Origin of the sequence: Pseudomonas sp. NFACC24-1 (genome assembly GCF_900115235.1) — a bacterium.
GTDB lineage: Bacteria > Pseudomonadota > Gammaproteobacteria > Pseudomonadales > Pseudomonadaceae > Aquipseudomonas > Aquipseudomonas fluorescens_AA.
The window spans coordinates 21,580-46,110 of the sequence record NZ_FOVS01000044.1; the positions used below are offsets into that span (position 1 = coordinate 21,580).

Annotated in this window: 24 protein-coding genes; 20 read left to right on the forward strand and 4 right to left on the reverse strand. The window is 62.3% G+C overall.

The features are described from left to right. Nucleotides 1-7 precede the first annotated feature (7 nt). Nucleotides 8-232 (reverse strand): 50S ribosomal protein L31, encoded by a 225-nt coding sequence (gene rpmE, locus BM317_RS27110; RefSeq protein WP_014336159.1) that lies wholly within the window; start codon nucleotides 230-232, stop codon nucleotides 8-10. Nucleotides 233-521: 289 nt separating this feature from the next. Between rpmE and BM317_RS27115 the strand changes: the two genes are divergently transcribed. The 10 genes from BM317_RS27115 to BM317_RS27160 all read left to right on the forward strand — a co-directional run bounded on the left by BM317_RS27115 (nucleotide 522) and on the right by BM317_RS27160 (nucleotide 13,617). Beyond that, the gene (locus BM317_RS27115) at nucleotides 522-2,741 is read left to right on the forward strand and encodes a primosomal protein N' (RefSeq protein WP_092476927.1); all 2,220 of its coding nucleotides are present in this window, start codon (nucleotides 522-524) and stop codon (nucleotides 2,739-2,741) included. A 269-nt stretch (nucleotides 2,742-3,010) separates the two neighbouring features. Next, on the forward strand, nucleotides 3,011-4,747 hold the full coding sequence (argS, locus tag BM317_RS27120; protein ID WP_092175234.1) for an arginine--tRNA ligase: 1,737 nt from the start codon (nucleotides 3,011-3,013) through the stop codon (nucleotides 4,745-4,747). A gap of 1 nt (nucleotide 4,748) precedes the next feature. Continuing rightward, nucleotides 4,749-5,444 carry an SPOR domain-containing protein gene (locus BM317_RS27125; protein WP_003196959.1) on the forward strand — a complete coding sequence of 232 codons (696 nt, stop codon included), beginning with the start codon at nucleotides 4,749-4,751 and terminating at the stop codon, nucleotides 5,442-5,444. Between the two features lie 277 nt (nucleotides 5,445-5,721). Beyond that, the gene (gene hslV / locus BM317_RS27130; protein ID WP_003196958.1) at nucleotides 5,722-6,252 is read left to right on the forward strand and encodes an ATP-dependent protease subunit HslV; all 531 of its coding nucleotides are present in this window, start codon (nucleotides 5,722-5,724) and stop codon (nucleotides 6,250-6,252) included. Nucleotides 6,253-6,302: 50 nt separating this feature from the next. Then, a complete protein-coding gene (hslU, locus tag BM317_RS27135) occupies nucleotides 6,303-7,640 on the forward strand; it encodes an ATP-dependent protease ATPase subunit HslU (RefSeq protein WP_053117636.1) in 1,338 nt (445 codons plus the stop codon). A 94-nt stretch (nucleotides 7,641-7,734) separates the two neighbouring features. Next, a complete protein-coding gene (locus tag BM317_RS27140) occupies nucleotides 7,735-8,112 on the forward strand; it encodes a gamma-butyrobetaine hydroxylase family protein (protein WP_092175238.1) in 378 nt (125 codons plus the stop codon). A 278-nt stretch (nucleotides 8,113-8,390) separates the two neighbouring features. Then, nucleotides 8,391-10,070, forward strand: a complete 1,680-nt coding sequence (gene phaC / locus BM317_RS27145; protein WP_092175241.1) for a class II poly(R)-hydroxyalkanoic acid synthase — start codon at nucleotides 8,391-8,393, stop codon at nucleotides 10,068-10,070. A gap of 212 nt (nucleotides 10,071-10,282) precedes the next feature. After that, nucleotides 10,283-11,140 carry a poly(3-hydroxyalkanoate) depolymerase gene (phaZ, locus tag BM317_RS27150; protein ID WP_003186648.1) on the forward strand — a complete coding sequence of 286 codons (858 nt, stop codon included), beginning with the start codon at nucleotides 10,283-10,285 and terminating at the stop codon, nucleotides 11,138-11,140. Nucleotides 11,141-11,253: 113 nt separating this feature from the next. Then, on the forward strand, nucleotides 11,254-12,936 hold the full coding sequence (gene phaC, locus BM317_RS27155; protein WP_092175244.1) for a class II poly(R)-hydroxyalkanoic acid synthase: 1,683 nt from the start codon (nucleotides 11,254-11,256) through the stop codon (nucleotides 12,934-12,936). A gap of 60 nt (nucleotides 12,937-12,996) precedes the next feature. Then, the gene (locus BM317_RS27160) at nucleotides 12,997-13,617 is read left to right on the forward strand and encodes a TetR/AcrR family transcriptional regulator (protein WP_092476929.1); all 621 of its coding nucleotides are present in this window, start codon (nucleotides 12,997-12,999) and stop codon (nucleotides 13,615-13,617) included. A 207-nt stretch (nucleotides 13,618-13,824) separates the two neighbouring features. On the opposite strand, the gene BM317_RS27165 is transcribed toward BM317_RS27160, so the two are convergent. From BM317_RS27165 to BM317_RS27175, 3 genes are all read right to left on the reverse strand, one after another. Further along, the gene (locus BM317_RS27165) at nucleotides 13,825-14,736 is read right to left on the reverse strand and encodes a phasin family protein (RefSeq protein WP_092476931.1); all 912 of its coding nucleotides are present in this window, start codon (nucleotides 14,734-14,736) and stop codon (nucleotides 13,825-13,827) included. A gap of 10 nt (nucleotides 14,737-14,746) precedes the next feature. After that, nucleotides 14,747-15,169: a phasin family protein gene (locus BM317_RS27170; RefSeq protein WP_060739572.1), complete on the reverse strand. Its 423-nt coding sequence runs from the start codon at nucleotides 15,167-15,169 to the stop codon at nucleotides 14,747-14,749. A 264-nt stretch (nucleotides 15,170-15,433) separates the two neighbouring features. Next, nucleotides 15,434-15,709 (reverse strand): polyhydroxyalkanoic acid system family protein, encoded by a 276-nt coding sequence (locus BM317_RS27175; RefSeq protein WP_092175253.1) that lies wholly within the window; start codon nucleotides 15,707-15,709, stop codon nucleotides 15,434-15,436. 155 nt (nucleotides 15,710-15,864) lie between these two features. Between BM317_RS27175 and ubiE the strand changes: the two genes are divergently transcribed. The 10 genes from ubiE to BM317_RS27225 all read left to right on the forward strand — a co-directional run bounded on the left by ubiE (nucleotide 15,865) and on the right by BM317_RS27225 (nucleotide 24,003). After that, entirely contained in the window at nucleotides 15,865-16,635 is a 771-nt protein-coding gene (gene ubiE / locus BM317_RS27180; protein WP_003196937.1) for a bifunctional demethylmenaquinone methyltransferase/2-methoxy-6-polyprenyl-1,4-benzoquinol methylase UbiE, read from the forward strand. Continuing rightward, complete coding sequence (locus BM317_RS27185) at nucleotides 16,635-17,252, forward strand: ubiquinone biosynthesis accessory factor UbiJ (RefSeq protein WP_092175256.1); 618 nt, start codon at nucleotides 16,635-16,637, stop codon at nucleotides 17,250-17,252. Before ubiE ends, BM317_RS27185 begins: the two co-directional genes overlap by 1 nt. A 3-nt stretch (nucleotides 17,253-17,255) precedes the next feature. Continuing rightward, nucleotides 17,256-18,860, forward strand: coding sequence for a ubiquinone biosynthesis regulatory protein kinase UbiB (gene ubiB / locus BM317_RS27190; RefSeq protein ID WP_092175259.1), 1,605 nt, complete (start codon nucleotides 17,256-17,258; stop codon nucleotides 18,858-18,860). A gap of 132 nt (nucleotides 18,861-18,992) precedes the next feature. Continuing rightward, nucleotides 18,993-19,391, forward strand: coding sequence for a phosphoribosyl-AMP cyclohydrolase (hisI, locus tag BM317_RS27195; RefSeq protein WP_003196931.1), 399 nt, complete (start codon nucleotides 18,993-18,995; stop codon nucleotides 19,389-19,391). Next, nucleotides 19,384-19,716: a phosphoribosyl-ATP diphosphatase gene (locus BM317_RS27200; RefSeq protein WP_003186671.1), complete on the forward strand. Its 333-nt coding sequence runs from the start codon at nucleotides 19,384-19,386 to the stop codon at nucleotides 19,714-19,716. Before hisI ends, BM317_RS27200 begins: the two co-directional genes overlap by 8 nt. 24 nt (nucleotides 19,717-19,740) lie before the next feature. Next, complete coding sequence (locus BM317_RS27205) at nucleotides 19,741-20,028, forward strand: twin-arginine translocase TatA/TatE family subunit (RefSeq protein ID WP_060739575.1); 288 nt, start codon at nucleotides 19,741-19,743, stop codon at nucleotides 20,026-20,028. A 10-nt stretch (nucleotides 20,029-20,038) separates the two neighbouring features. After that, complete coding sequence (gene tatB, locus BM317_RS27210) at nucleotides 20,039-20,458, forward strand: Sec-independent protein translocase protein TatB (RefSeq protein ID WP_092175263.1); 420 nt, start codon at nucleotides 20,039-20,041, stop codon at nucleotides 20,456-20,458. Further along, a complete protein-coding gene (gene tatC / locus BM317_RS27215; RefSeq protein WP_092476932.1) occupies nucleotides 20,455-21,252 on the forward strand; it encodes a twin-arginine translocase subunit TatC in 798 nt (265 codons plus the stop codon). Before tatB ends, tatC begins: the two co-directional genes overlap by 4 nt. After that, nucleotides 21,249-21,956: a 16S rRNA (uracil(1498)-N(3))-methyltransferase gene (locus tag BM317_RS27220; RefSeq protein ID WP_092175271.1), complete on the forward strand. Its 708-nt coding sequence runs from the start codon at nucleotides 21,249-21,251 to the stop codon at nucleotides 21,954-21,956. The genes tatC and BM317_RS27220 overlap by 4 nt, the downstream gene beginning before the upstream one ends. Before the next feature lie 130 nt (nucleotides 21,957-22,086). Next, nucleotides 22,087-24,003: a methyl-accepting chemotaxis protein gene (locus BM317_RS27225; protein WP_092476934.1), complete on the forward strand. Its 1,917-nt coding sequence runs from the start codon at nucleotides 22,087-22,089 to the stop codon at nucleotides 24,001-24,003. The last annotated feature ends 528 nt before the right edge of the window (nucleotides 24,004-24,531 follow it).

Genomic DNA, 24,531 nt, shown 5'->3' on the forward strand with positions numbered 1-24,531 from the left:
ATCAGCCTCAGGCTTTTGGAGTAACTTTGCCGAAAGCACCGAAACGATCGGCGAACTTCTGAACGCGGCCGCCGGTATCCAGAGTCTTTTGCTTACCGGTGTAGAACGGGTGGCATTCGTTGCAAACGTCGATCGCCAGGGCTTTGCCGTAGGTCGAACGCGTTTCGAACTTGTTGCCGCAGCTGCAGGTTACGGCAATTGCTGGGTATTCCGGATGGATATCGGTTTTCATGCTGTTTTCCTCAGGCTAGCGTGCCGCCACCCAACACTATTGTTGAATACCGCACGTAATTAGGCCGCGGATTCTACCAGACATCGTCATTCGCGCAAGCTGTCGCTTATACCAACCGTCTGCTAGGCTCGCGCCCTCAAGCACAATCCCTGTGGGAGCGAGCTTGCTCGCGATAGCGATGGGTCAGTTGCGGTGATGTTGGCTGTGCCGCCGCTTTCGCGAGCAAGCTCGCTCCCACATTGAATCGCGCTCAGCCTTGCGAACTTGTCCGCTTATCGAGATTCCCCGCGTGCCCAACGCCATCCTGCGCCTCGCCCTGCCCTCGCCCCTGCGCCGCCTGTTCGACTACCGCGCCCCCGCCGGGGTCCTGCGCGCCCAGTTGCAGCCGGGCATGCGCCTGCGAGTGCCGTTCGGCCGGCGGGAAATGATCGGCATCCTGGTGGAGGTCACCGATCACAGCGAGGTCCCGGTCGACAAGCTCAAGCCAGCCCTGGCCCTGCTCGACGCCACGCCGCCGCTGCCCGCCTCGCTGTTCAAGTTGTGCCTGTGGACGTCCCAGTATTACCAGCACAGCCTCGGCGACACCCTGAGCTGGGCGCTGCCGGTGCTGCTGCGCCAGGGTGAACTGGCCGAGGCGCGCCAGGAGCGGTTCTGGTCGGTGGCTCCGGGGGCCTCGCTGGATGATCCGCGCATCGCCCGCGCGCCACGCCAGCGCGAGGCCTTGGCGACCCTCGCCCAACATCCCCATGGCGTGGCCCACCAACTGCTGAGCAAACTGATGCTCAGCAAGGACAGCCTCGATTTGTTGTTGGCCAAGGACCTGGTCCAGGTGGAGATCCGCCGGCACGCCCCCGGCGCCCGCCACGAACATTGGCTGGCCCAGCCGGAACTGCCGCTCAACGCCGAACAGCGCGCCGCTTGCGAAGCGATTCGCGCAGGTTTCGACAGTTATCACGCCTTTCTGCTGGCGGGCGTCACCGGCAGCGGCAAGACCGAGGTCTACCTGCAACTGATCCGCCAGACCCTGGAGGCCGGCAAGCAGGCCCTGGTGCTGATTCCGGAAATCAACCTCGGCCCCCAGACCCTGGCGCGTTTCGAGCAACGCTTCAACGCGCGGATCGCCCTGGTGCACTCAGCAGTCAACGACCGCGAGCGCCTGGAGGCCTGGCTCGCCGCCCGGGACGGCGAGGCCGATATCATCATCGGCACCCGCTCGGCCCTGTTCACGCCGATGAAAAACCCCGGCCTGATCATCATCGACGAAGAACACGACGGCTCTTATAAACAGCAGGAGGGCCTGCGCTATCACGCCCGCGACCTGGCACTGGTGCGCGCCCGCCAGGAAAACATCCCCATTGTCCTCGGCTCGGCCACGCCCTCGCTGGAAAGCCTGCACAACGCCTACACCGGCCGCTACGGCCTGCTGCGCCTCAACGAGCGGGCCGGCGGCGCCAAGCAACCGCGGTTCCTGCGCCTGGACGTGAAAAGTCGTCCACTGGACAGCGGTATTTCCGGGCCGATGCAGCAAGCCATCGGCCAGACCCTGGCCGCCGGGCAACAGGTCCTGGTGTTCCTCAATCGCCGCGGTTTTGCCCCAACCCTGCTGTGCCACGACTGCGGCTGGATGTCTGGCTGCGAACGCTGCGACGCGCGGATGACCGTGCATCAACGCCATGGCGAGCTGCGTTGCCACCATTGCGGCCACGTCGAACGCGTGCCAAGGCATTGCCCCCAGTGCGGCAAAGTGGACCTGCGCCCGGTCGGCGCCGGCACCGAACGCGCCGAGGAACGGCTGGGCATCCTGTTTCCGGACTATCCGGTCTTGCGGGTGGATCGCGACAGCACCTCGCGCAAGGACGCGATGAACCAGTTGTTCGCGACGATCCAGAAGGGCCAGCCGTGCATATTGGTCGGCACGCAGATGCTCGCCAAGGGGCATCACTTTCCGCGGGTCACGCTGGTGTCGATCCTCGATGCCGATGGCGGGCTGTTCTCCGGCGACTTCCGCGCCAGCGAGCGCATGGCGCAGTTGATCGTCCAGGTCGCCGGCCGGGCCGGACGGGCCGAAGAGCCGGGCAAAGTGATTATCCAGACGCACCTGGCCGATCACCCGCTGTTGATCCAACTGACCGAGCAGGGGTACTTCGCCTTCGCCGAACAGGCCTTGAGCGAACGCCGCAGCGCCGGCCTGCCGCCGTTTGCCCACCTGGCGCTGCTGCGGGCCGAAGCCCACAAGCCGGGGCAGGCCGAAGGCTTCCTCGATGAGGCCTGTAGCGAGGCAGAACGCCTGCTGACGCAGCAGAACCTTACCGGGATCGAACTATTGGGTCCGGTCCCGGCTCCGATGGAACGCCGGGCCGGGCGTTATCGGGCACAGCTTTTATTACAGGCCAATGCCCGGGCACCGCTGCATCGCCTGCTGAGTGCCTGGCTGCTGGCGCTGGAACAGATGCCGAGTGGGCGCGCGGTGCGCTGGTCGTTGGATGTGGATCCGGTGGATTTGTATTGATTGAGCAGATCGCAAGCTTTGCCCCCTGTGGGAGCGGGCTTGCTCGCGAAGGCGGTGGGTCAGTTGTGGTGATGTTGGCTGTGCCGCCGCTTTCGCGAGCAAGCCCGCTCCCACAGGTGGACCGAGTGCATCCAGGCCAGCAAGAATAGTCACCACACATCCCCAACCGACCCGCTACAGTTGGCAAGCTCGTCCGGGCCACGGATAATGCCCAGTTTTTCCACCAGCGCATCGAAGCGCCGCCGCGCCTGCGGTTGAAAGAGAAGACCATGAAAGACACCATTCGCCAGCTCATCCAGCAAGCCATCGCCCAACTCGTCACTGAAGGTGTGCTGCCAGAAGGCCTGTCGCCGGCGATTCAGGTCGAGAACACCCGCGACAAGACCCACGGCGACTTTGCCAGCAACATCGCGATGATGCTCGCCAAGCCGGCCGGCATGAAACCTCGCGACCTGGCGGAAAAAATCATCGCCGCGCTGCCGGCCGACGAGAACGTCAGCAAGGCTGACATCGCCGGCCCCGGGTTCATCAATTTCTTCCAGAACACCCAGGCCCTGGCTTCGCGCCTGGATGCGGCCCTGGCCGACGAACGCATTGGCGTGCGCAAGGCCGGCCCGTTGCAGCGCACCGTGGTCGACCTCTCGGCCCCCAACCTCGCCAAGGAAATGCACGTCGGCCACCTGCGCTCGACCATCATCGGCGACGGCGTGGCCCGGGTCCTGGAGTTTCTTGGCGACACCGTGATCCGCCAGAACCATGTTGGCGACTGGGGCACCCAGTTCGGCATGCTGATGGCCTACCTGCAGGAAAATCCGATCACCAGCGACGAACTGTCGGACCTGGAGAACTTCTACCGCGCCGCCAAGCAACGCTTCGACGAGTCGCCCGAGTTCGCCGACCGTGCCCGTGGCCTGGTGGTCAAGCTGCAGGCCGGCGATGCCGAGTGCCTGGCACTGTGGAGCAAGTTCAAGGACATTTCCCTGTCCCACTGCCAGAAAATCTACGAGCTGCTGAACGTCAAATTGACCATGGCCGACGTGATGGGCGAAAGCGCCTACAACGACGACCTGGTCAACGTGGTCAACGACCTCAGGGCCAAGGGCATGCTGGTGGAAAGCAACGGCGCCCAGTGCGTGTTCCTCGACCAGTTCAAGACCGCCGACGGCGAGCCGTTGCCGGTGATCATCGTCAAGGCCGATGGTGGCTACCTCTACGCCACCACCGACCTGGCCGCCGTGCGCTACCGCAACAGCGTGCTCAAGGCCGATCGAGTGCTTTATTTCGTCGACCAACGCCAGGCCCTGCACTTCCAGCAAGTGTTCGAAGTGGCGCGCCTGGCCGGCTTCGTGACCCGTCCGATGGAAATGGAACACATGGGTTTCGGCACCATGAACGGCGCCGACGGCCGCCCGTTCAAGACCCGCGATGGCGGCACAGTGAAGCTGATCGACCTGCTGACCGAAGCCCAGGACCGCGCCTACACCCTGGTCAAGGGCAAGAACCCGGACCTGGCCGAGGACGAGTTGCGCAAGATCGCCAAGGTGGTGGGCATCGACGCGGTGAAATACGCCGACCTGTCCAAGCATCGCACCAGCGACTACAGCTTCAACTTCGACCTGATGCTCAACTTCGAAGGCAATACCGCGCCGTACCTGCTGTACGCCTACACCCGCGTGGCGGGGGTGTTCCGCAAGCTCGGCAAGGGTTTTAACGAAGTGGACGGCCAGATTGTGCTCGAGGCCTCTCAGGAACAGGAGCTGGCGGCGAAGCTGGCGCAGTTCGGCGAGGTCCTGAACAACGTCGCCGACAAGGGCACGCCGCACACCCTGTGTGCCTACCTGTATGACGTCGCCGGCCTGTTCTCCAGCTTCTACGAGAACTGTCCGATCCTCAATGCGCAAACCCCGGAGCAAATGCAGAGCCGCCTGCGCCTCGCCGCACTGACCGGGCGCACGCTCAAGCAAGGCCTGGAACTGCTGGGCCTGGAAACCCTGGAGCGCATGTAAGTTGGCCGCCAAGAAAAAACCTGCACCCAAGCGCGGCGCCAGTCGTTACCAGCCTCCAGCCAAAAAACCGATTCCAGGTTGGTTGTGGATGGCCATCGGCCTGACCGTCGGCGCGTTCATTGTGTTCTTGATGAAGCTGGAACCGGGCCAGGGCGATGACGTCAAGCGCGTCCGGCAAGAGCAGCAGAAAGCCACCCGCATCGCCGAGGCCAACAAGACCCCGCCGAGCCCGACACAACCGGTGAAGCCGAAGTACGACTTCTACACGTTGCTGCCGGAATCGGAAGTCATCGTGCCGCCCGATGCCGTGCCGGAGAAAACCCTGCCGACGCCGCAAGTGCCCACCACACCGGTGACCCCGGCCGAAGCGGCGAAGATCGACACCGCTCGCGCCCAGGCGGCCCTGGCCGGCATCACGCCGCCACCGGCCCCTCCGGTGCAGAAAGCCGCGCCGGTGACGAAGTTCTTCCTGCAGGCCGGCTCGTTCCGCAAGGAAGCCGACGCCGACAAGGTCCGCGCACAGATCATTCTGCTGGGCCAATCCGTGTCCGTGGAATCCGGGACGGTGAAGGACGAAACCTGGTACCGGGTCCTGGTCGGTCCGTTCAGCAACCGCGAAGAACTAACCAAGGCCCAGAAACAATTGGCCGGCAGTGGTTTCAGCAACCTGTTGTTACAACAACGCCAGAGCCGCTGAACCAGGCGACACCAACCCTTGTGGTGAGGGGATTTATCCCCGCGGGGCTGCGAAGCAGCCCCAAGAAAGCTTGATGTATTCGGCCCTGACACACCGAGGCGGCAGGTTTTTAGGGCCGCTGCGCGCCCCAGCGGGGATAAATCCCCTCACCACAGGATCGCGGAACAATCACAGCGCACCGCTCATCCCCTCTACGCCCCCACAGTTGAAAAAACCCACGCCACCCCCATATGAGTTCCATCCGGGCATTTTCGCCCCGCTGCGTGGAGACTCTCCCTTGACCACCATCGTTTCAGTCCGCCGTCATGGCAAAGTCGTCATGGGCGGCGACGGCCAGGTTTCACTGGGCAACACCGTGATGAAAGGCAATGCGAAGAAAGTCCGCCGCCTGTATCACGGCGAGGTCATCGCCGGTTTCGCCGGCGCCACCGCCGACGCTTTCACTCTGTTCGAACGATTCGAAGGCCAACTTGAAAAACACCAGGGCCATCTGGTCCGCGCCGCCGTGGAGCTGGCCAAGGAATGGCGGACCGACCGCTCCCTGAGCCGCCTCGAGGCCATGCTCGCGGTCGCCAACAAGGACGCTTCGCTGATCATCACCGGCAATGGCGACGTCGTTGAGCCCGAAGATGGCTTGATCGCCATGGGTTCCGGCGGTGCCTACGCCCAGGCCGCGGCCAGCGCCCTGCTGAAAAAAACCGACCTGTCGGCCCGTGAGATCGTCGAGACCGCCTTGGGCATCGCCGGCGACATCTGCGTCTTCACCAACCACACCCAGACCATTGAGGAGCAGGACCTCGCCGAATAAGCCTGCCACCCGTGCACCGGCTCATTCTTGCTTGAGGACCGCCAATTATTATGTCCATGACTCCCCGCGAAATCGTCCACGAACTCAACCGCCATATCATCGGCCAGGACGATGCCAAGCGCGCCGTCGCCATCGCCCTGCGTAACCGCTGGCGCCGGATGCAGCTGCCCGAAGAGCTGCGCGTCGAAGTGACCCCCAAGAACATCCTGATGATCGGCCCGACCGGTGTCGGCAAGACCGAAATCGCCCGGCGCCTGGCCAAGCTCGCCAACGCGCCGTTCATCAAGGTCGAAGCCACCAAGTTCACCGAAGTCGGGTATGTCGGCCGCGACGTCGAGTCGATCATCCGTGACCTGGCCGATGCCGCCATCAAGCTGCTGCGCGAACAGGAAATCACCAAGGTCCGCCACCGCGCCGAAGACGCCGCCGAAGAGCGCATCCTCGACGCCCTGCTGCCACCGGCGCGCATGGGCTTCAACGCCGACGCCGCCGCGACCCAGGACTCCAACACCCGCCAGCTGTTCCGCAAGCGCCTGCGCGAAGGCCAGTTGGACGACAAGGAAATCGAGATCGAAGTGGCCGAGATGGCCGGCGTCGACATTTCCGCGCCGCCGGGCATGGAAGAAATGACCAACCAGTTGCAGAGCCTGTTCGCCAACATGGGCAAGGGCAAGAAGAAAAGCCGCAAGCTCAAGGTCAAGGAAGCGCTGAAGCTGGTGCGCGACGAAGAAGCCGGCCGCCTGGTCAACGAAGAAGAATTGAAGGCCAAGGCCCTGGAAGCGGTCGAGCAGCATGGCATTGTGTTCATCGACGAAATCGACAAGGTCGCCAAGCGCGGCAACGTCGGCGGTGCCGATGTGTCCCGCGAAGGGGTGCAACGCGACCTGCTGCCGCTGATCGAAGGCTGCACGGTCAACACCAAGCTGGGCATGGTCAAGACCGACCACATCCTGTTCATCGCTTCCGGTGCGTTCCACCTGAGCAAACCGAGCGACCTGGTGCCGGAACTGCAGGGTCGCCTGCCGATCCGTGTCGAACTCAAGGCGCTGACGCCGGAAGACTTCGAACGCATCCTGAGCGAGCCCCATGCGTCCCTGACCGAGCAGTATTGCGCGCTGCTCAAGACCGAAGGCCTGAGCATCGAGTTCACGCCAGAAGGTATCAAGCGCCTGGCCCAGATCGCCTGGCAGGTCAACGAGAAGACCGAGAACATCGGTGCCCGTCGCCTGCACACGCTGCTCGAACGCTTGCTCGAGGAAGTGTCGTTCAGCGCCGGCGACCTGGCCAGCGCCCACAACGAAGCGCCGATCCTCATCGACGCCGAGTACGTCAACAGCCACCTGGGTGAATTGGCGCAGAACGAAGACCTGTCGCGGTATATTCTTTAAGCTGCAAGTTGTAAGCCTCAAGCTGCAAGCTGGTCACCTCCAGCTTGTAGCTTGTAGCTTGTAGCTTGTAGCTTGTAGCTTGTAAGCTGCCTTCATGACCAAACTCCCCACCGCCATCAACCTGCACAAAGCCTCCAAGACCCTGACGCTCAAATACGCGCCGGACGAGGAGTATCACCTGCCCGCCGAATTCCTGCGGGTGCACTCGCCTTCCGCCGAGGTCCAGGGCCATGGCAAACCCATCCTGCAATACGGCAAGCTCGACGTGGCCCTGACCAAGGTCGAACCCGCCGGCCAGTACGCACTGAAACTGACCTTCGACGACGGCCACGACAGCGGATTGTTCACCTGGGACTATCTCTACCAGTTGGCGGTGCGCCAGCAGGACCTGTGGAACGATTATCTTGGCGAACTCAAGGCCGCCGGAAAAACCCGCGATCCGAACGCGTCCGTCGTCAAGCTGATGCTCTAGCTCAAGGGCTGGCGCTTTAGGGCGATTTTTCTAGACTCATCTGCTTGAATGCCCGCGCAGCAACGTCAATGACTGGCCTGCTTGCGAAAAAAATTAAACTCGGGTAACCAATGGAGCTGGCAAGTTCCCTGCAAAGGAACCGGCGAGTTCCTGGCATACGTTTCCTCATTGGCCCTCGATGCGGAATTAATGGTCACCCGAGCAGCGTACCTGGTATCGGCTGTGTGGCTTCATGGCACCAACCGGGTACTCGTCTGAAGGACAATGGAGCGTCGTAGATGAGCAACAAGAACAACGATGACCTGAAGTACCAGGCCTCGGAAAACACCCTGGGGTTGAATCCCGTCGTCGGCTTGCGCAGGAAAGACCTGCTGGCCTCTGCCCGCATGGTGCTGAAGCAGGCCATCAGGCAACCGCTGCACAGCGTCAAGCATGTCGCCCATTTCAGCGTCGAACTCAAGAATGTCCTGTTCGGCAAATCCGAACTGCAACCGGCCGGCGACGACCGTCGTTTCGCCGACCCGGCGTGGAGCCAGAACCCGCTCTACAAACGCTACCTGCAAACCTACCTGGCGTGGCGCAAGGAGCTGCACGCCTGGATCGACGACAGCAGCCTCTCGCCCGCGGACATCAGCCGCGGGCATTTCGTGATCAACCTGATGACCGAAGCCATGGCCCCGACCAATTCGGCGGCCAACCCGGCGGCGGTCAAGCGCTTCTTCGAAACCGGCGGCAAGAGCCTGCTGGACGGCCTGTCCCACCTGGCCAAGGACCTGGTGCACAACGGCGGGATGCCGAGCCAGGTGAACATGGGCGCGTTCGAGGTCGGCAAGAGCCTGGGCGTGACCGAAGGCGCCGTGGTGTTTCGCAACGACGTGCTGGAGCTGATCCAGTACCGGCCCATCACCGAGCAGGTCCACGAACGACCGCTGCTGGTGGTGCCGCCACAGATCAACAAGTTCTACGTGTTCGACCTGAGCCCGGACAAGAGCCTGGCGCGCTTCTGCCTGCGCAGCAACGTGCAGACCTTCATCATCAGCTGGCGCAACCCCACCAAGGAGCAGCGCGAGTGGGGCCTGTCGACCTACATCGAGGCGCTCAAGGAAGCGGTGGATGTGGTCACGGCCATCACCGGCAGCAAGGACGTGAACATGCTCGGCGCCTGCTCGGGCGGCATCACCTGCACCGCGCTGCTGGGCCATTACGCCGCCCTCGGCGAGAAAAAGGTCAATGCCCTGACCTTGCTGGTGAGCGTGCTCGACACCACCCTGGACACCGACGTGGCGCTGTTCGTCGACGAACAGACCCTGGAAGCGGCCAAGCGCCACTCCTACCAGGCCGGCGTACTCGAAGGCCGCGACATGGCCAAGGTCTTCGCCTGGATGCGCCCCAACGACCTGATCTGGAACTACTGGGTCAACAATTACCTGCTGGGCAACGAACCGCCCGTGTTCGACATCCTGTTCTGGAACAACGACACCACGCGGCTGCCGGCGGCGTTCCACGGCGACCTCATCGAAATGTTCAAGAACAATCCACTGATCCGCCCCAACGCACTGGAAGTGTGCGGCACCCCCATCGATCTCAAGCAGGTCACCGCCGATATCTTCTCCCTGGCCGGCACCAACGACCACATCACGCCGTGGAAATCCTGCTACAAGTCGGCGCAGTTGTTTGGCGGCAAGGTGGAGTTCGTGCTGTCGAGCAGCGGCCATATCCAAAGCATTCTCAACCCGCCAGGCAACCCCAAGTCGCGCTACATGACCAGTGATGACATGCCGGCCAAGGCCGAAGACTGGCAGGAGAACTCAACCAAACACACCGACTCCTGGTGGCTGCACTGGCAAGCCTGGCAGGCCGAGCGCTCGGGCAAACTGAAAAAAGCCCCGACCGTGCTGGGCAACAAGGCCTACCCGGCCGGTGAAGCAGCGCCCGGCACCTATGTGCATGAGCGATAAGGGATGCAACTCGTCTGCTGCGGGGTGGGCTTGCTCACGAATACATCCCGCCAGCCGACACGCTGATAACCCCCTGTGGGAGCGAGCTTGCTCGCGATGACGGTGTATCAGGCAACAGCGATGCTGGCTGTGATGCCCTCATCGCGAGCAAGCTCGCTCCCACAGGGACGGGTTATATGAACGACAGCGATTCACCTGATAGGGCTTGAAGCATGCCGCAACCGTACATCTTCCGTACCGTCGATCTGGATGGCCAGACCTTGCGCACCGCGGTACGTCCCGGCAAGCCTCACTTGACGCCCTTGCTTATTTTCAACGGCATCGGCGCCAACCTGGAGCTGGTGTTCCCGTTCATCCAGGCCCTGGACCCGGACCTGGAAGTCATCGCCTTTGACGTGCCCGGTGTCGGCGGTTCATCGACGCCCAACCGGCCGTATCGCTTTCCGGGCCTGGCCAAGCTCACCGCGCGGATGCTCGATTACCTCGACTACGGGCAGGTCAACGTGATCGGCGTGTCCTGGGGGGGCGCCCTGGCCCAGCAGTTTGCCTACGACTACCCGGAGCGCTGCAAGAAGCTGGTGCTGGCGGCCACGGCTGCCGGGGCGGTGATGGTGCCGGGCAAACCGAAGGTGCTGTGGATGATGGCCAGCCCCCGGCGCTACGTTCAGCCCTCCCATGTGATGCGTATCGCACCGCTGATCTATGGTGGTTCGTTTCGCCGTGATCCGAGCCTGGCGGCCAGCCACGCGGCCAAGGTTCGTTCGGCGGGCAAGCTCGGTTATTACTGGCAACTGTTCGCCGGCCTCGGCTGGACCAGCATCCATTGGCTGCACAAGATCCACCAGCCGACACTGGTGCTGGCCGGTGATGACGACCCGCTGATTCCCTTGATCAACATGCGCATGCTGGCCTGGCGCATCCCCAACGCCCAGTTGCACATCATCGATGACGGCCATCTGTTCCTGATCACCCGGGCCGAAGCGGTGGCGCCGATCATCATGAAGTTTCTGGAGGAAGAACGTCAGCGTGCCGTGATGCATCCGCATCCCTCGCCGCTGGGCGGCGGCTGAAACCCGCCCATTAGCGCCTGGCAGGACGCCGGATCGCGCAGCGACCCGAAACAGCGACTATGTTGTCTGGTTCGGTGTGTTTGTTTTTAGCCTGATGACGAAGGAGTTGACTCATGCGCGACAGACCGGCGAAGGGTTCCATGCCCGCCCCTGCCAGTTTCATCAACGCACAAAGTGCGGTCACCGGCCTGCGTGGCAGGGACCTGCTGTCCACTTTGCGCAGCGTGGCCGCACACGGCTTGCGCAACCCGGTGCACAGTGCCCGGCATGCGTTGAAACTGGGTAGTCAATTGGGCCGTGTGTTGCTGGGCGAAACCCTGCACCCCACCAACCCCAACGACCCGCGCTTCGCCGACCCCACCTGGCAGCTCAATCCGTTCTACCGCCGCAGCCTGCAGGCCTACCTGAGCTGGCAAAAACAGGTCAAGAGCTGGATTGACGAAAGCGACATGGGCCAGGACGACCGCGCCCGGGCCCACTTCGCCTTCGCCCTGCTCAACGACGCCGTATCGCCGTCCAATACCTTGCTCAACCCACTGGCGGTCAAGGAGCTGTTCAACTCCGGCGGTGCCAGCCTGGTTCGAGGCATCAGCCACCTGGTGGACGACCTGCTGCACAACGACGGCTTGCCGCGCCAGACCACGCCCCATGCCTTTGAAGTCGGCAAGACCCTGGCGACCACACCCGGCGCGGTGGTGTTTCGCAATGAATTGCTCGAACTGATCCAGTACCGGCCCATGAGCGAAAAGCAGTACGCCAAGCCATTGCTGATCGTGCCGCCACAGATCAACAAGTTCTACATTTTCGACCTCAGCCCCTCCAACAGCTTCGTCCAGTACGCCCTGAAAAACGGTTTGCAGGTGTTCATCATCAGTTGGCGCAACCCTGACGTACGCCACCGCGAATGGGGCCTGTCCAGCTATGTCGAGGCCACGGAAGAGGCCATGAATGTCTGCCGGGCGATCACGGGCGCTCGTGAGGTCAACCTGATGGGAGCCTGTGCCGGTGGCATGACCATCGCCGCCCTGCAAGGCCACCTGCAAGCCAAGCGCCAGTTGCGCCGAGTAGCCAGCGCCACCTACCTGGTGAGCCTGCTGGACAGCCAGATCGACAGCCCGGCCACGCTGTTCATCGACGAGCAGACCCTCGAGGCCGCCAAGCGCCGCTCCTACCAGAAAGGCGTTCTCGATGGTCGCGACATGGCCCGGGTGTTCGCCTGGATGCGCCCCAACGACCTGATCTGGACCTACTTCATCAACAACTACCTGCTGGGCAAAGAGCCGCCGGCTTTCGACATTCTCTACTGGAACAACGACTGCACCCGGCTGCCGGCGGCTTACCACGGCGACCTGCTGGACTTCTTCAAGCACAACCCACTGACTCACCCCGGCGGCCTGGAAGTGTGCGGCACGCCCATCGACCTGCAGAAAGTGACGGTGGACAGCTTCAGCGTGGCCGGTATCAACGACCACATCACGCCCTGGGACGCCGTCTATCGCTCGACGCTGTTGCTCGGTGGCGACAAACGCTTCGTGCTTTCCAACAGCGGCCATGTCCAGAGCATTCTCAACCCGCCGGGCAACCCCAAGGCCAACTACATCGAAAGCGCAAAAATGAGCAGCGACCCACGGGCCTGGTACTACGACGCCGCCCACGTCGAAGGGAGTTGGTGGACGCAATGGCTGGGCTGGATCCAGGAACGCTCCGGCGCCCAGCACGAAACCCAGATGACCCTGGGCAACGCGAACTATCCGCCTCTGGACGCCGCCCCCGGCACCTATGTTCGCGTGCGCTGAAGGCCCTACCCCACGGCTAGGCGACTGGCCGTGGCACGACTCGATCATTAAGAAGACCGGATGAAAACCCGCGACCGCATCCTTGAATGTGCCCTGCAATTATTCAACGAAAAGGGCGAACCGAACGTATCCACGATGGAAGTTGCCAACGAAATGGGCATCAGCCCAGGCAACCTCTACTACCACTTCCATGGCAAGGAACCGCTGATCCTCGGGTTGTTCGAGCGCTTCCAGAGCGAACTGGCACCGCTGCTGGACCCACCGGCGGACGCACAGTTGGCGCCGGAAGACTACTGGCTGTTCCTGCACTTGATCGTCGAGCGCCTGGCCCAGTACCGGTTTCTGTTCCAGGACCTGTCGAACCTGGCCGGGCGCCTGCCGAAGCTGGCCAAGGGCATCCGTCAATTGCTCAACGCCCTGAAGCGAACCCTCGCCTCACTGCTGGCGCAGCTCAAGGCCCAGGATTTACTCGTCAGCGATACCCAGGCCCTGGGGCAACTGGTTGAGCAGATCACCATGACGTTGCTGTTCTCCCTGGACTACCAGCGGATCCTGGACCGCGAGGGCGAGGTTCGACTGGTGGTCTACCAGATCATGATGCTGGTGGCACCGCACCTGCCGCCCGCGACCAAAGTGGCGACGGAGCGGCTGGCGTTGCGGTACCTGGAAGAACACGAGTAACCACCGGCGGTGGCAGATCCATTGTGGGAGCGAGCTTGCTCGCGATGAAGGTGTATCAGTCAAGATCAATACTGCTGACCCGCCGCTATCGCGAGCAAGCTCGCTCCCACATTGTTTTCCGGGTGATTTCAAGGTTTGAGATTGACCTGCCTACAAACAAAAACGCCCGACCTTCACAGGCCGGGCGTTTTTGCATGTCCCGCAGAATCAGGACTGGGTGGAAGGCGTCGTTGGAACCGCCGTTGGTGCTGGAGTGGCGACCGGAGTCGGAGCGGCGGCGGAGTTCGCCGTGCTCGTCGGGGTTGCCGGTTTGGCGGCCGCGGTTGGCGCCTTGGGCGCGGCAGCTTTTGGCGCAGCCGGTTTTTTCACGGCAGGCTTTTTCGCCGCAGCGGGTTTGGCCGCCGCTTTTGCCGCCGGCTTGGCTGCAGGCTTAGCCGCTGGCTTGGCCGCTGCGGGTTTAGCTGCAGCAGTCTTGGCCGCGGGCTTGGCCGCTGGTTTCGCGGCGGGCTTGGCTGCCGCTTTCGCCGCTACCGGTTTGGCCGCAGCCTTGGCAGCAGGTTTGGCCGCAGCGATTTTAGCCGCAGGCTTGGCCGCTGCTTTCGCCGCTGGTTTGGCGGCGGTTTTTGCCGCGGCCTTGACCAGTGGTTTGGCTGCCGTTTTAGCGGCCGGTTTGGCCGCCGCCGTCTTGGTCGCGACGGGTGCGACTTTGGCGCCGGTGAGTTTTTCGATCTGCTTGGTCAGGGTGTCGACCTTGCTGTGCAGTGCCTTGACTTCATTACGGCTCGGCACGCCCAGGCGCGAGATAGCACTGTTCAAGCGCTTGTCGAAAGCCCCTTCCAGTTCGTCCCATTTACCCAGTGCCCGATCCTTCACGCCGCCGATACGCGACTTGGCAGACTCGGCAGAGTCCTTGGCGGCATCGACTTGTTTGCCGACTGCCGTCTTGGTGAGTTTTTCGGCCTTTTCGCCGTCCTTAACCAGGGACTCGAAGAGCTTGCTGCCGTCAGTGTCGATCTTCGAGTACACGCCTAAACCAGCAAGCCAGATTTTGCGGGAATATTTTTCAATCTTCCCGGCCCACGAGCTGCCCTCTTTTTCTGTGATTTTTTTGCCAGCCATCCCGTTCTCCTTAATGTTTACGCGCGACACGTTCGAGCAATGCTGTCAGCTCATCGAGCTTAGCAGAGAGTGTCTCAACGTCATGTTTAGACGGAATGCCGATACGATTCAAGGCACTTGCAACACGGGCATCGAATACCTTCTCGACTTTATCGAGTTGTACTTCAACCCGGGCCTTGAAAGTATTGACGTCACTCTTGGCTTCAATCAATTCGCTGTTGGCCGCTTCAAGTTTCCCGGCGATTTTCTTTTTGCCTTTGGTTTCAATAACTTCGCCAGCCTTTACCAGCTCCTGGAAGTACCCGCTGCCTTCCTGGCCGACCTTCGTGTAGGCGCCCAGGCCAGCCAGCCAGATCTTGCGCGCGTACGTTTTCACGTCGCTGAGCGTGGAAGATTCAACGTCGGTTTTTTTCTTCAGAATAACTTTGGCCATGGTGCACCTCACTCGAAAAAAGGTTTGAGGAACTGCCCGCACATGGACGGGCTCAGGCACAAAGTAGTGACAATAATTAGAAACGGCACCCTAACAACTGACACAAACACTGAAGGCGATGACTTCATGTGGGAGCGGGCTTGCTCGCGAATGCGGTGGACCATTCACTATTGATGTCGACTGGCCCACCGCTTTCGCGAGCAAGCCCGCTCCCACAGGAGTAGTGGTGAACTTGGATGTGTTCCACCCCACCCTTTCGGTCGATCAGGCCAACGCCTTATCCAACGCCTTTTCAATTTCCGTCTTGATCGTGCCGCTCATGGCCGACATCAACATGCCCAGTTCCACGTCGACGCGGATCGAATCCTCGCCCACATGCACTTCGCCCTTGACCCCGGAACGCTTGAGTTTCAGGGTATCGCCCACCCACTGCGGCTCCAGGCCATAGCTGTCGGACAACTTCTGCGCCAGCTTGTCGGCTTTCTCTCGCGCCACTTCCTTGCCCAGGCCATGGGCACGCTCAACAGTTATACGGGCCATCGGGTGACTCCTGTTTTATCGGGACTTGCCTGAACGTTTCAGACCCTGGCTGCGTCAAAACGTCCCGGCGGTCGCCCATCTTACCTTCAGCCTTGCCAAGACAAAGCCCTCCACCGGGATTAGAATGTCCCGCATTCTTTTTTGGTGACCGCGATATGACTGATCAGCGCAAAGGCAGCGATGCCGAACCCACCACTCACTTCGGCTTCAAGAACGTGCCGGAAAGCCAGAAAGCGGAAAAAGTCGCTGAGGTTTTCCACTCGGTAGCCGCCAAGTACGACTTGATGAACGACCTGCTCTCGGGCGGCATGCACCGCCTGTGGAAGCGTTTCGCGATCGAGCTGTCGGGCGTGCGCAGCGGCAATCGTGTGCTGGACATCGCTGGCGGCACGGGTGACCTGACGAAGAAGTTTTCCCACATCGTCGGGCCGACCGGCCAGGTGGTGCTGGCCGACATCAACGAGTCCATGCTCAAGGTCGGCCGCGACCGCCTGCTGGACCTGGGGGTGGCCGGCAATGTCGAGTTCGTCCAGGCCGACGCCGAAAAGCTGCCGTTCCCCGACAACCATTTCGACTGCGTGACCATCGCCTTCGGCCTGCGCAACGTCACCCACAAGGAAGACGCCCTGCGCTCGATGCTGCGCGTGCTCAAGCCCGGCGGCCGCCTGCTGGTGCTGGAGTTCTCCAAGCCGACCAACGCGCTGATGTCCAAGGCCTATGACGCCTACTCGTTCGCCTTCATGCCGCTGATGGGCAAGCTGATCACCAATGACTCGGAAAGCTATCGCTACCTGGCCGAATCGATCCGCATGCACCCGAACCAGGAAACCCTGAAGTCGATGATGGTCGAGGCCGGTTTCGACCGCGTGACCTACCACAACATGACCGCCGGTATCGTCGCCCTGCACCGCGGTATCAAACCCTGATGTTGCTCACCGGCCTGCTCGCCAGCGTCGAACTCGGCATCAACCGGGTATTGCGCCTGGACAGCACGGCGCTCGCGCGCCTGGCGCACTTGAGCGGCAAGGTGATCGCCGTGGACTGCCGCAGCCCGGCGTTGCAGTTGTTCATCCTGCCCAGCGACGAGGGCCTGATGCTCGCCGCCCACTGGGAAGCCGAAGCCGATTGCACCCTGCGCGCCCCAGCCTCGAGCCTGCTGAACCTGGCCCTGGGCAAGGACAAGAGTGCGGTGCTGCACAGCCCCGAAGTCGAACTCGACGGCGACAGTGGCGTGCTGCTGGAGCTGGCGGAGATTCTCCAGGACCTGGAGCTGGACTGGGAATACGAAGTGTCACGCTGGATCGGCCCGGTGGCGACCCAGTTGCTCAGCGGCCATCTGCACAGCCGCCGTCGCTGGTATGGCCAGGGCTTCGCCAGCCTGGGACAGAATCTGAGTGAATACCTGGCCGAAGAATCGCGTACCCTCGTAGGCCAACGCGAGGCCCAGGCCCGTTTTGATGAACTGGACCAGGTCAAGCTTGACCTGGAACGTCTCGAGGCGCGTTTCGAGCGCCTTTCCCGATCCCTTGAAACCAAGCGATAACGCATGAAGCTGCTTGCCGTCCGCCGTTTGTTGCGCATCCAGCGCGTCGTGATCCGCTACCGCCTCGATGACCTGCTGTTCGCCCTGCCGCTGCCCTGGTTTCTCCTGGCGCTGCGCTTCGTGCTGCCGTGGCGCTGGTTCCCCCGACGAACCCTGGACCTGACGCGTGGCGCGCGCCTGCGCCTGGCCTTGCAGGACCTGGGACCGATCTTCATCAAGTTCGGGCAGATCCTCTCGACCCGGCGCGACCTGCTGCCCGAAGACATCGCCGATGAACTGATGCTGTTGCAAGACCGCGTGCCGCCGTTCGACTCCAAGCTGTCGGTGGCGCTGATCGAAGAGCAACTGGGCAAGAAGATCAGCGAAGTGTTCAGCCGTTTCGACGTCGAGCCCCTGGCCTCGGCCTCCGTGGCCCAGGTGCACGCCGCCCAGCTCAAGAGCGGCGAAGAGGTGGTGGTCAAGGTCATCCGTCCGGGCCTCAAGCCCATCATCGCCCAGGACCTGGCGTGGCTGTTCATCCTCGCCCGCGCCGCCGAACGGTTGTCGGCCGATGCCCGCCTGCTGCACCCGGTGGACGTGGTCCAGGACTACGAAAAAACCATCTACGACGAACTCGACCTGCTGCGCGAGGCCGCCAACGCCAGCCAGCTGCGCCGCAACTTCGAAGGTTCGCCGCTGCTCTATGTGCCGCAGGTCTATTGGGACTGGTGCCGACCGAAAGTACTGGTGATGGAGCGCATCTACGGCATCCAGGTGACAGACCTGGCGACCCTGGCCGACCAGCGCACCGACATGAAACTGCTGGCCGAGCGCGGCGTGGAGATCTTCTTCACCCAAGTGTTCCGCGACAGTTTCTTCCACGCCGACATGCACCCGGGCAACATCTTCGTCAGCACCGTGCAGCCGTGGAGCCCGCAATACATTGCCATCGACTGCGGCATCGTCGGCAGCCTGACCCCCGAGGACCAGGACTACCTGGCCCGCAACCTGTTCGCCTTCTTCAAGCGTGATTACCGCCGTGTCGCCCAACTGCACATCGATTCGGGCTGGGTGCCGGCCGAGACCAAGCTCAACGAATTCGAAGCGGCGATCCGAACCGTGTGCGAACCGATCTTCGAAAAACCTTTAAAAGATATTTCCTTCGGCCAGGTACTGATGCGCCTGTTCCAGACCGCGCGACGCTTCAACATGGAGGTCCAGCCCCAGTTGGTGCTGTTGCAGAAAACCCTGTTGAACATCGAAGGCCTCGGTCGCCAGCTGTACCCGGACCTCGACCTGTGGAACACCGCCCAACCGTTCCTCGAACGCTGGATGCGCGAGCGCGTCAGCCCGCGCGCCCTGCTGGGCAACGTGCAGAGCCAGTTCGAGCAGATCCCGCACCTGGCCAACATGACCCGCGACCTGCTCGAACGCATGTCCCAACCTCACGCCCACGACCCGGCGCCACCGTGGCATCGACGCAAGGACGATTGGCTGTTGCGCTTGCTTGGCGCGGCTCACCTGGGTGGCGGCGCGGTGCTGGCGACCGGCGGGCCGTTGAGCGAACTGGGTCACTGGCCGGCCGGTATCATGGTGGTCGTCGGCTTGTATCTGGTCGTACGTCGATAGCAGGAATCAGCCACAAGCGATAAGCTGCAAGCCTCAAGTTCATGGGTTGAACCTATCAACGCAAGCACGATACAGAATTGCTTTTACTTGCAGCTTGAAGCTTAAAGCTTGCCGCTACCGTCAGGACTCAAGATGAAAAACTGGCAGGACGAGATCAAGTGGGACGCTGACGGCCTGGTGCCGGCCATCGCCCAGGACCACAAGACCGGGCGCGTATTGATGATGGCCTGGATGAACCGTGAAGCACTGGCCCTGACCGCCGCCGAGAACCGAGCCATCTATTGGTCACGTTCCCGTGGCAAGCTGTGGCGCAAGGGTGAAGAGTCCGGGCATGTGCAACATCTGCATGAGATGCGCCTGGACTGCGACGGCGACGTCATCATCCTGATGGTCGAGCAGGTCGGTGAGATTGCCTGCCACACCGGCCGTCAAAGCTGCTTCTATCGCGTCTTCGAGAACGGCGACTGGAAAACCGTCGACCCGGTGCTCAAGGACCCGCATGCCATTTATTCAGGACATACCCATGAGTGACACCCTGACCCGCCTGGCCCAGGTGCTGGAAGAGCGCAAGGGCGCCGCGGCCGACAGCTCCTATGTCGCCAGCCTGTACCACAAGGGCTTGAACAAGATTCTGGAAAAAGTCGGCGAAGAATCCGTCGAGACCATCATCGCTGCCAAGGACGCCGCCATCAGCGGCGACTGCAGCGACGTGATCTACGAGACCGCCGACCTGTGGTTCCACAGCCTGGTCATGCTGGCCCAACTGGGGCAGCATCCGCAGGCCGTATTGGATGAACTGGACCGTCGCTTCGGTCTGTCCGGGCACGTCGAGAAAGCCTCGCGCCCGTCCGCCTGATCCATTTTTGAGAGGAGTAGCCACATGGGTATCTTTGACTGGAAACACTGGGTCGTCATCCTGGTCGTCGTGGTGCTGGTGTTCGGCACCAAGAAACTGAAGAACCTCGGCACCGATGTCGGCGAGTCGATCAAGGGTTTTCGCAAGGCCATGAACGATGACGAGAAACCGGCCGATCCGACGACAAACCAGGCTCAGCCCGCACAACCGACCCAACCGGTACACCCTCAGGCCACCCAGCCTGTGAATGCGCCGAATACCATCGACGTGCAGGCCCAAAAAGTCGAAGAGCCCATCCGCAAAGACTCGTGAGCACTGACTAATGTTTGGGATCAGCTTCACTGAACTGCTGCTCGTCGGCCTCGTTGCCCTGCTGGTACTGGGCCCCGAGCGCCTGCCGGGTGCTGCGCGCACCGCCGGTCTCTGGATCGGGCGCCTGAAGCGCAGCTTCAATGCGATCAAACAGGAAGTTGAACGTGAAATCGGTGCCGACGACATCCGTCGGCAACTGCACAACGAGCACATTCTGTCCCTGGAGCAGGAGGCGCGGAAAATCTTCACGCCCACCCAGCAGGAACCGACGCCAGTTCAGCCTGTGGCCGAGCCGACGGTGGCTTCCCAAGCGCCAGAAGGTGGCGCGCCGGTGGCTGAACCGGCGCCAGTGACACCGACGGTCGCCGATACAGCGCCCCCCGCTGTCCCTGCGCCTAACGATCCTACTTTGCCGCCGCGAGCCCCATGAGCGATATTCCTGAAAACGACCAGCCGATGCCGCTGGTATCGCACCTCACCGAGTTGCGCACCCGCCTGCTGCGTTGCGTCGCGGCGGTGTTCATCATCTTCGCCGGGCTGTTTTCCTTCACCCAGCAGATCTACACCTTCGTCTCCACGCCACTGCGCCAGTACCTGCCGGTAGGCGCGACGATGATCGCCACCGACGTATCGTCGCCGTTCCTGACGCCATTGAAGCTGACGATGATGGTCTCGCTGTTCCTGGCGATCCCGGTGATCCTGCACCAGATCTGGGGCTTCATCGCACCGGGCCTGTACAAGCATGAGAAGCGCATCGCCGTGCCGCTGTTGGTGTCCAGCATCCTGCTGTTCTACACCGGCATGGCCTTCGCCTATTACCTGGTGTTCCCGCTGATCTTCAAGTTCTTCGCCGCCGCCACCCCGGCGGGCGTGGAGATGATGACCGATATCAGCAGCTACCTGGATTTCGTCATGACGCTGTTCTTCGCCTTCGGCGTGGCGTTCGAAATCCCCGTGGCCGTGGTGCTGCTGGTGTGGATCGGCGTGGTCGACGTGGCCTACCTGAAGAAGATCCGCCCCTACGTGATCATCGGCTGCTTCGTGGTCGGCATGATCCTGACCCCGCCGGACATTTTCTCCCAGACCCTGCTGGCGGTGCCGATGTGGCTGCTGTTCGAGATCGGCATCCTGTTCGGTGGACTGGTGCGCAAGCGCCGGGAAGAAGAGCCCGACGACCAGCCAATCGATGACCACAACGATCAGCCGCCAGCGACCCAAGCGTGAACCTGCTGCTGCTCGAAGAGGCCGACTTCATCGGGCCTGACCGCGTCATCCTGAGCGATCGCCGGTTGACCCACATGCAGGAAGTCCACCGCAGCGCCGTCGGTGACAGCCTGCGGGTCGGGCGCATCGGTGGCTTGATGGGCACGGCCCAGGTGCTACGCCTGGAAGCCCGCGAGGCCGAACTGCAGGTGACCCTCGACCAGCCGCCGCCGGCCAAGTTGCCGTTGACCCTGGTGCTGGCGCTGCCGCGTCCGAAAATGCTCCGGCGAGTGTTCCAGACGGTCGCCACCATGGGCGTGCCGCGGGTGGTGCTGGTCAACAGCTATCGCGTGGAAAAGAGCTTTTGGCAGACGCCGTTCCTCGAGCCCGAGGCCATTCGTGAGCAATTGATCCTGGGGCTGGAGCAGGCTCGGGACAGCGTATTGCCTGAAGTTGTTATCGAGAAACGTTTCAAACCCTTCGTCGAGGACCGCCTGCCGGCCATCGCGAATGGCACCCTCGGCCTGGTCGGCCACCCTGGCAACCACCCGCCCTGCCCGCGAGCGCTGACAGAACCAGTGACCTTGGCCATCGGCCCCGAAGGCGGTTGGATTCCCTACGAGATCGACCTGCTGGGCAAGGCCGGCCTGCAACCGGTTCAACTGGGCGAGCGAATCCTGCGGGTCGAGACTGCGGTTACGGCGCTGCTTGCCCGGTTGTTCTGACCCGGCAACACTCACACAGGCACATGATCCTTGTGGCGAGGGAGCACCCAGCGCCTATTTTCTACAGATCCCTCCAAAGCCGCCGATACAGATCCCATAAAACCAATTCAACGCTCCAGGGAGTATCAGCATGTTCCGGTGGCTTGCCCAGGGTCTGGGAAATGTAGGCGTCAATCGCAAACTCGGCGCAGGCTTCGGCTTGGTGTTGTTCCTCACCTTGATGATCGCATTCACCGGCTGGTCCAGCCTGGGCAATGTCATCAGCCGGGGCGATAAACTGGGGTTCATTGCCAGTCTCAACGACTTGAGCAAAGACTTGAACCTGGCCAGCATCGACTACAACACCACGCGGGGCGAGAAAGGACCGCAAGCGGTCAACGATCTGCTCGGCAAGCTCGAGGCCGGGCTGAAAACCGCTCGCGAGTTGATCGAACAGCCGGCCGACGTCGCGCTGATCGACAAGCAATTGGCCGCCGTCGCCGAATACAAAGGCGCCTTCGCCCAGATGACCCGCGCTACCGTCAGCCGCGAAGATGCACGCAGCAAACTCGGCGCCAGCGCCGACAACGCCGTGGCCCGCGTCGCCGAAGTTGAAAAGTCGATGCTGCAAGCGGGCGATGTCACCACGTTCAACAGCGTGGTCACCCTGAGCAAAGCCATCCAGCAAGCCCGCTACCAGGTTCGCGGCTACACCTACAGCGGCAAGAGCGATGCCCAGCAACCCGCCCTCGATGCCATCGACGTCGTCCTCAAACTGCTTGCGCGCCTGCCAGACCAATTGCCCCAGGAACACGCCGCCAACCTGCAGCAGGCCAGCGACTCGTTCAACCTCTATCGCGCGGCGGTCGCCCAGTTCCGCGACTCGCAAATCGACAACGCCGCGGCCCTCCAGCGCATGAGCGAGCAGGGCCAGATACTGATGGATGCCAGCCAGAAGCTGACCGTGTCCCAGACAGGCGTGCGTGACCGCGACGCCGCCCAAGCCAAGATGGTCCTGATCGTAGCGGCCGCCTTGGCGCTGCTGTTTGGCGTGATCGCCGCGCTGTTCATCACCCGGCAGATCGTGGGCCCGCTCGGCGAGACCTTGAAGGTTGCCGAGCGCGTGGCTGCTGGCGACCTGACCCACAACCTCACCTCCAACCGTCGCGACGAACTGGGCCAACTGCAACGCGCCATGCAAAGCATGACCGTGGGCCTGCGGCAATTGATCGGCGGCATCAGCGAAGGTGTGACCCAGATCGCCAGTGCCGCCGAACAGCTTTCAGCCGTGACCGAGCAGACCAGCGCCGGGGTCAACAGCCAAAAAGTGGAAACCGATCAGGTCGCCACCGCCATGCACGAAATGACCGCCACGGTGCAGGAAGTCGCGCGCAACGCCGAGGAAGCCTCCGAAGCAGCCGTCGCAGCCGATCAGCAGGCTCGTGAAGGCGACAAGGTCGTCGGCGAAGCCATCGCTCAGATCGAACGGCTGGCCAAGGAAGTGGGCAACTCCACCGCAGCCATGGGCGATTTGAAACGTGAAAGCGACAAGATCGGCAGCGTCCTGGACGTGATCAAGTCCGTGGCCCAGCAAACCAACCTGCTGGCCCTCAACGCGGCCATCGAAGCGGCCCGCGCCGGCGAAGCCGGGCGTGGTTTCGCGGTGGTGGCCGACGAAGTCCGCAGCCTGGCCCAGCGCACCCAGAAGTCCACGGAAGAGATCGAAGAACTGATCGTTGGCCTGCAAGCCGGTACTGAACAGGTCGCGACCATCATGGACAACAGCCGCAGCCTGACCGACAGCAGCGTCGAACTGACCCGCCGCGCGGGAGGCTCGTTGGAGAACATCACTCGCACGGTTTCGGCGATCCAATCGATGAACCAGCAGATCGCGGCCGCGGCCGAGCAACAGAGTGCGGTGGCTGAGGAGATCAACCGTAGCGTACTGAATGTGCGTGATGTGTCGGAGCAGACGGCGTCGTCCAGTGAAGAAACTGCGGCTTCCAGTGCCGAACTGGCGCGATTGGGGGTTCATTTGCAGACGTTGGTGGGACGGTTCCGGGTTTAACTTGGCGTGGGGATACCCGTGCTCTTCAGGGCACACAATATTCATGCACACCGCCGAGCCCTGTGGGAGCCTAGCGGTGGGTCTGCTTGCATCAATGCTGAATGTGCCGCCGTCTTCGCGAGCAAGCCCGCTCCCACAGGGGAAACGCGATCCCCATCAAGAACCAGGTCGGCTATAAGGCCGCCTCGCGTCGGACGTTGATCTCGGCGCCCCGTTAACCACGCTGGCCGAACGCAGGCATTGTGGAGTGGGCATCCCGGCATGGATGCCGGGATAGCCGCGCTGGGCCATGGATGGCCCTTCGCGGCGGGCCCACGGAGCAATGCCTGCGTTCGGGCACACCGAGCCTAGGCGAGGTGCCGAGTGGTGGGGCATAAAGCGTTTTGGTTACTTTTGCGCTTCTCAAAAGTGACCCGCCGTAAGGGCGGAACCCTAAGCAGCCGTTACCCAAATAACGGATATACACACAAAAATCCCCACTCCCACAATCCGTCATCCCAAGGCTACGAAGCCTTGCGCCATTGCCTA

Bases quoted from the DNA above. Each gene is read 5' to 3' on its own strand.
- rpmE (WP_014336159.1), bottom strand. From the start codon at position 232: ATGAAAACCGATATCCATCCGGAATACCCAGCAATTGCCGTAACCTGC.
- argS (WP_092175234.1), top strand. From the start codon at position 3,011: ATGAAAGACACCATTCGCCAGCTCATCCAGCAAGCCATCGCCCAACTC.
- hslU (WP_053117636.1), top strand. From the start codon at position 6,303: ATGTCCATGACTCCCCGCGAAATCGTCCACGAACTCAACCGCCATATC.
- BM317_RS27140 (WP_092175238.1), top strand. From the start codon at position 7,735: ATGACCAAACTCCCCACCGCCATCAACCTGCACAAAGCCTCCAAGACC.
- phaC (WP_092175241.1), top strand. From the start codon at position 8,391: ATGAGCAACAAGAACAACGATGACCTGAAGTACCAGGCCTCGGAAAAC.
- phaZ (WP_003186648.1), top strand. From the start codon at position 10,283: ATGCCGCAACCGTACATCTTCCGTACCGTCGATCTGGATGGCCAGACC.
- phaC (WP_092175244.1), top strand. From the start codon at position 11,254: ATGCGCGACAGACCGGCGAAGGGTTCCATGCCCGCCCCTGCCAGTTTC.
- BM317_RS27160 (WP_092476929.1), top strand. From the start codon at position 12,997: ATGAAAACCCGCGACCGCATCCTTGAATGTGCCCTGCAATTATTCAAC.
- BM317_RS27165 (WP_092476931.1), bottom strand. From the start codon at position 14,736: ATGGCTGGCAAAAAAATCACAGAAAAAGAGGGCAGCTCGTGGGCCGGG.
- BM317_RS27170 (WP_060739572.1), bottom strand. From the start codon at position 15,169: ATGGCCAAAGTTATTCTGAAGAAAAAAACCGACGTTGAATCTTCCACG.
- BM317_RS27175 (WP_092175253.1), bottom strand. From the start codon at position 15,709: ATGGCCCGTATAACTGTTGAGCGTGCCCATGGCCTGGGCAAGGAAGTG.
- ubiE (WP_003196937.1), top strand. From the start codon at position 15,865: ATGACTGATCAGCGCAAAGGCAGCGATGCCGAACCCACCACTCACTTC.
- BM317_RS27185 (WP_092175256.1), top strand. From the start codon at position 16,635: ATGTTGCTCACCGGCCTGCTCGCCAGCGTCGAACTCGGCATCAACCGG.
- ubiB (WP_092175259.1), top strand. From the start codon at position 17,256: ATGAAGCTGCTTGCCGTCCGCCGTTTGTTGCGCATCCAGCGCGTCGTG.
- hisI (WP_003196931.1), top strand. From the start codon at position 18,993: ATGAAAAACTGGCAGGACGAGATCAAGTGGGACGCTGACGGCCTGGTG.
- BM317_RS27200 (WP_003186671.1), top strand. From the start codon at position 19,384: ATGAGTGACACCCTGACCCGCCTGGCCCAGGTGCTGGAAGAGCGCAAG.
- BM317_RS27205 (WP_060739575.1), top strand. From the start codon at position 19,741: ATGGGTATCTTTGACTGGAAACACTGGGTCGTCATCCTGGTCGTCGTG.
- tatB (WP_092175263.1), top strand. From the start codon at position 20,039: ATGTTTGGGATCAGCTTCACTGAACTGCTGCTCGTCGGCCTCGTTGCC.
- tatC (WP_092476932.1), top strand. From the start codon at position 20,455: ATGAGCGATATTCCTGAAAACGACCAGCCGATGCCGCTGGTATCGCAC.
- BM317_RS27225 (WP_092476934.1), top strand. From the start codon at position 22,087: ATGTTCCGGTGGCTTGCCCAGGGTCTGGGAAATGTAGGCGTCAATCGC.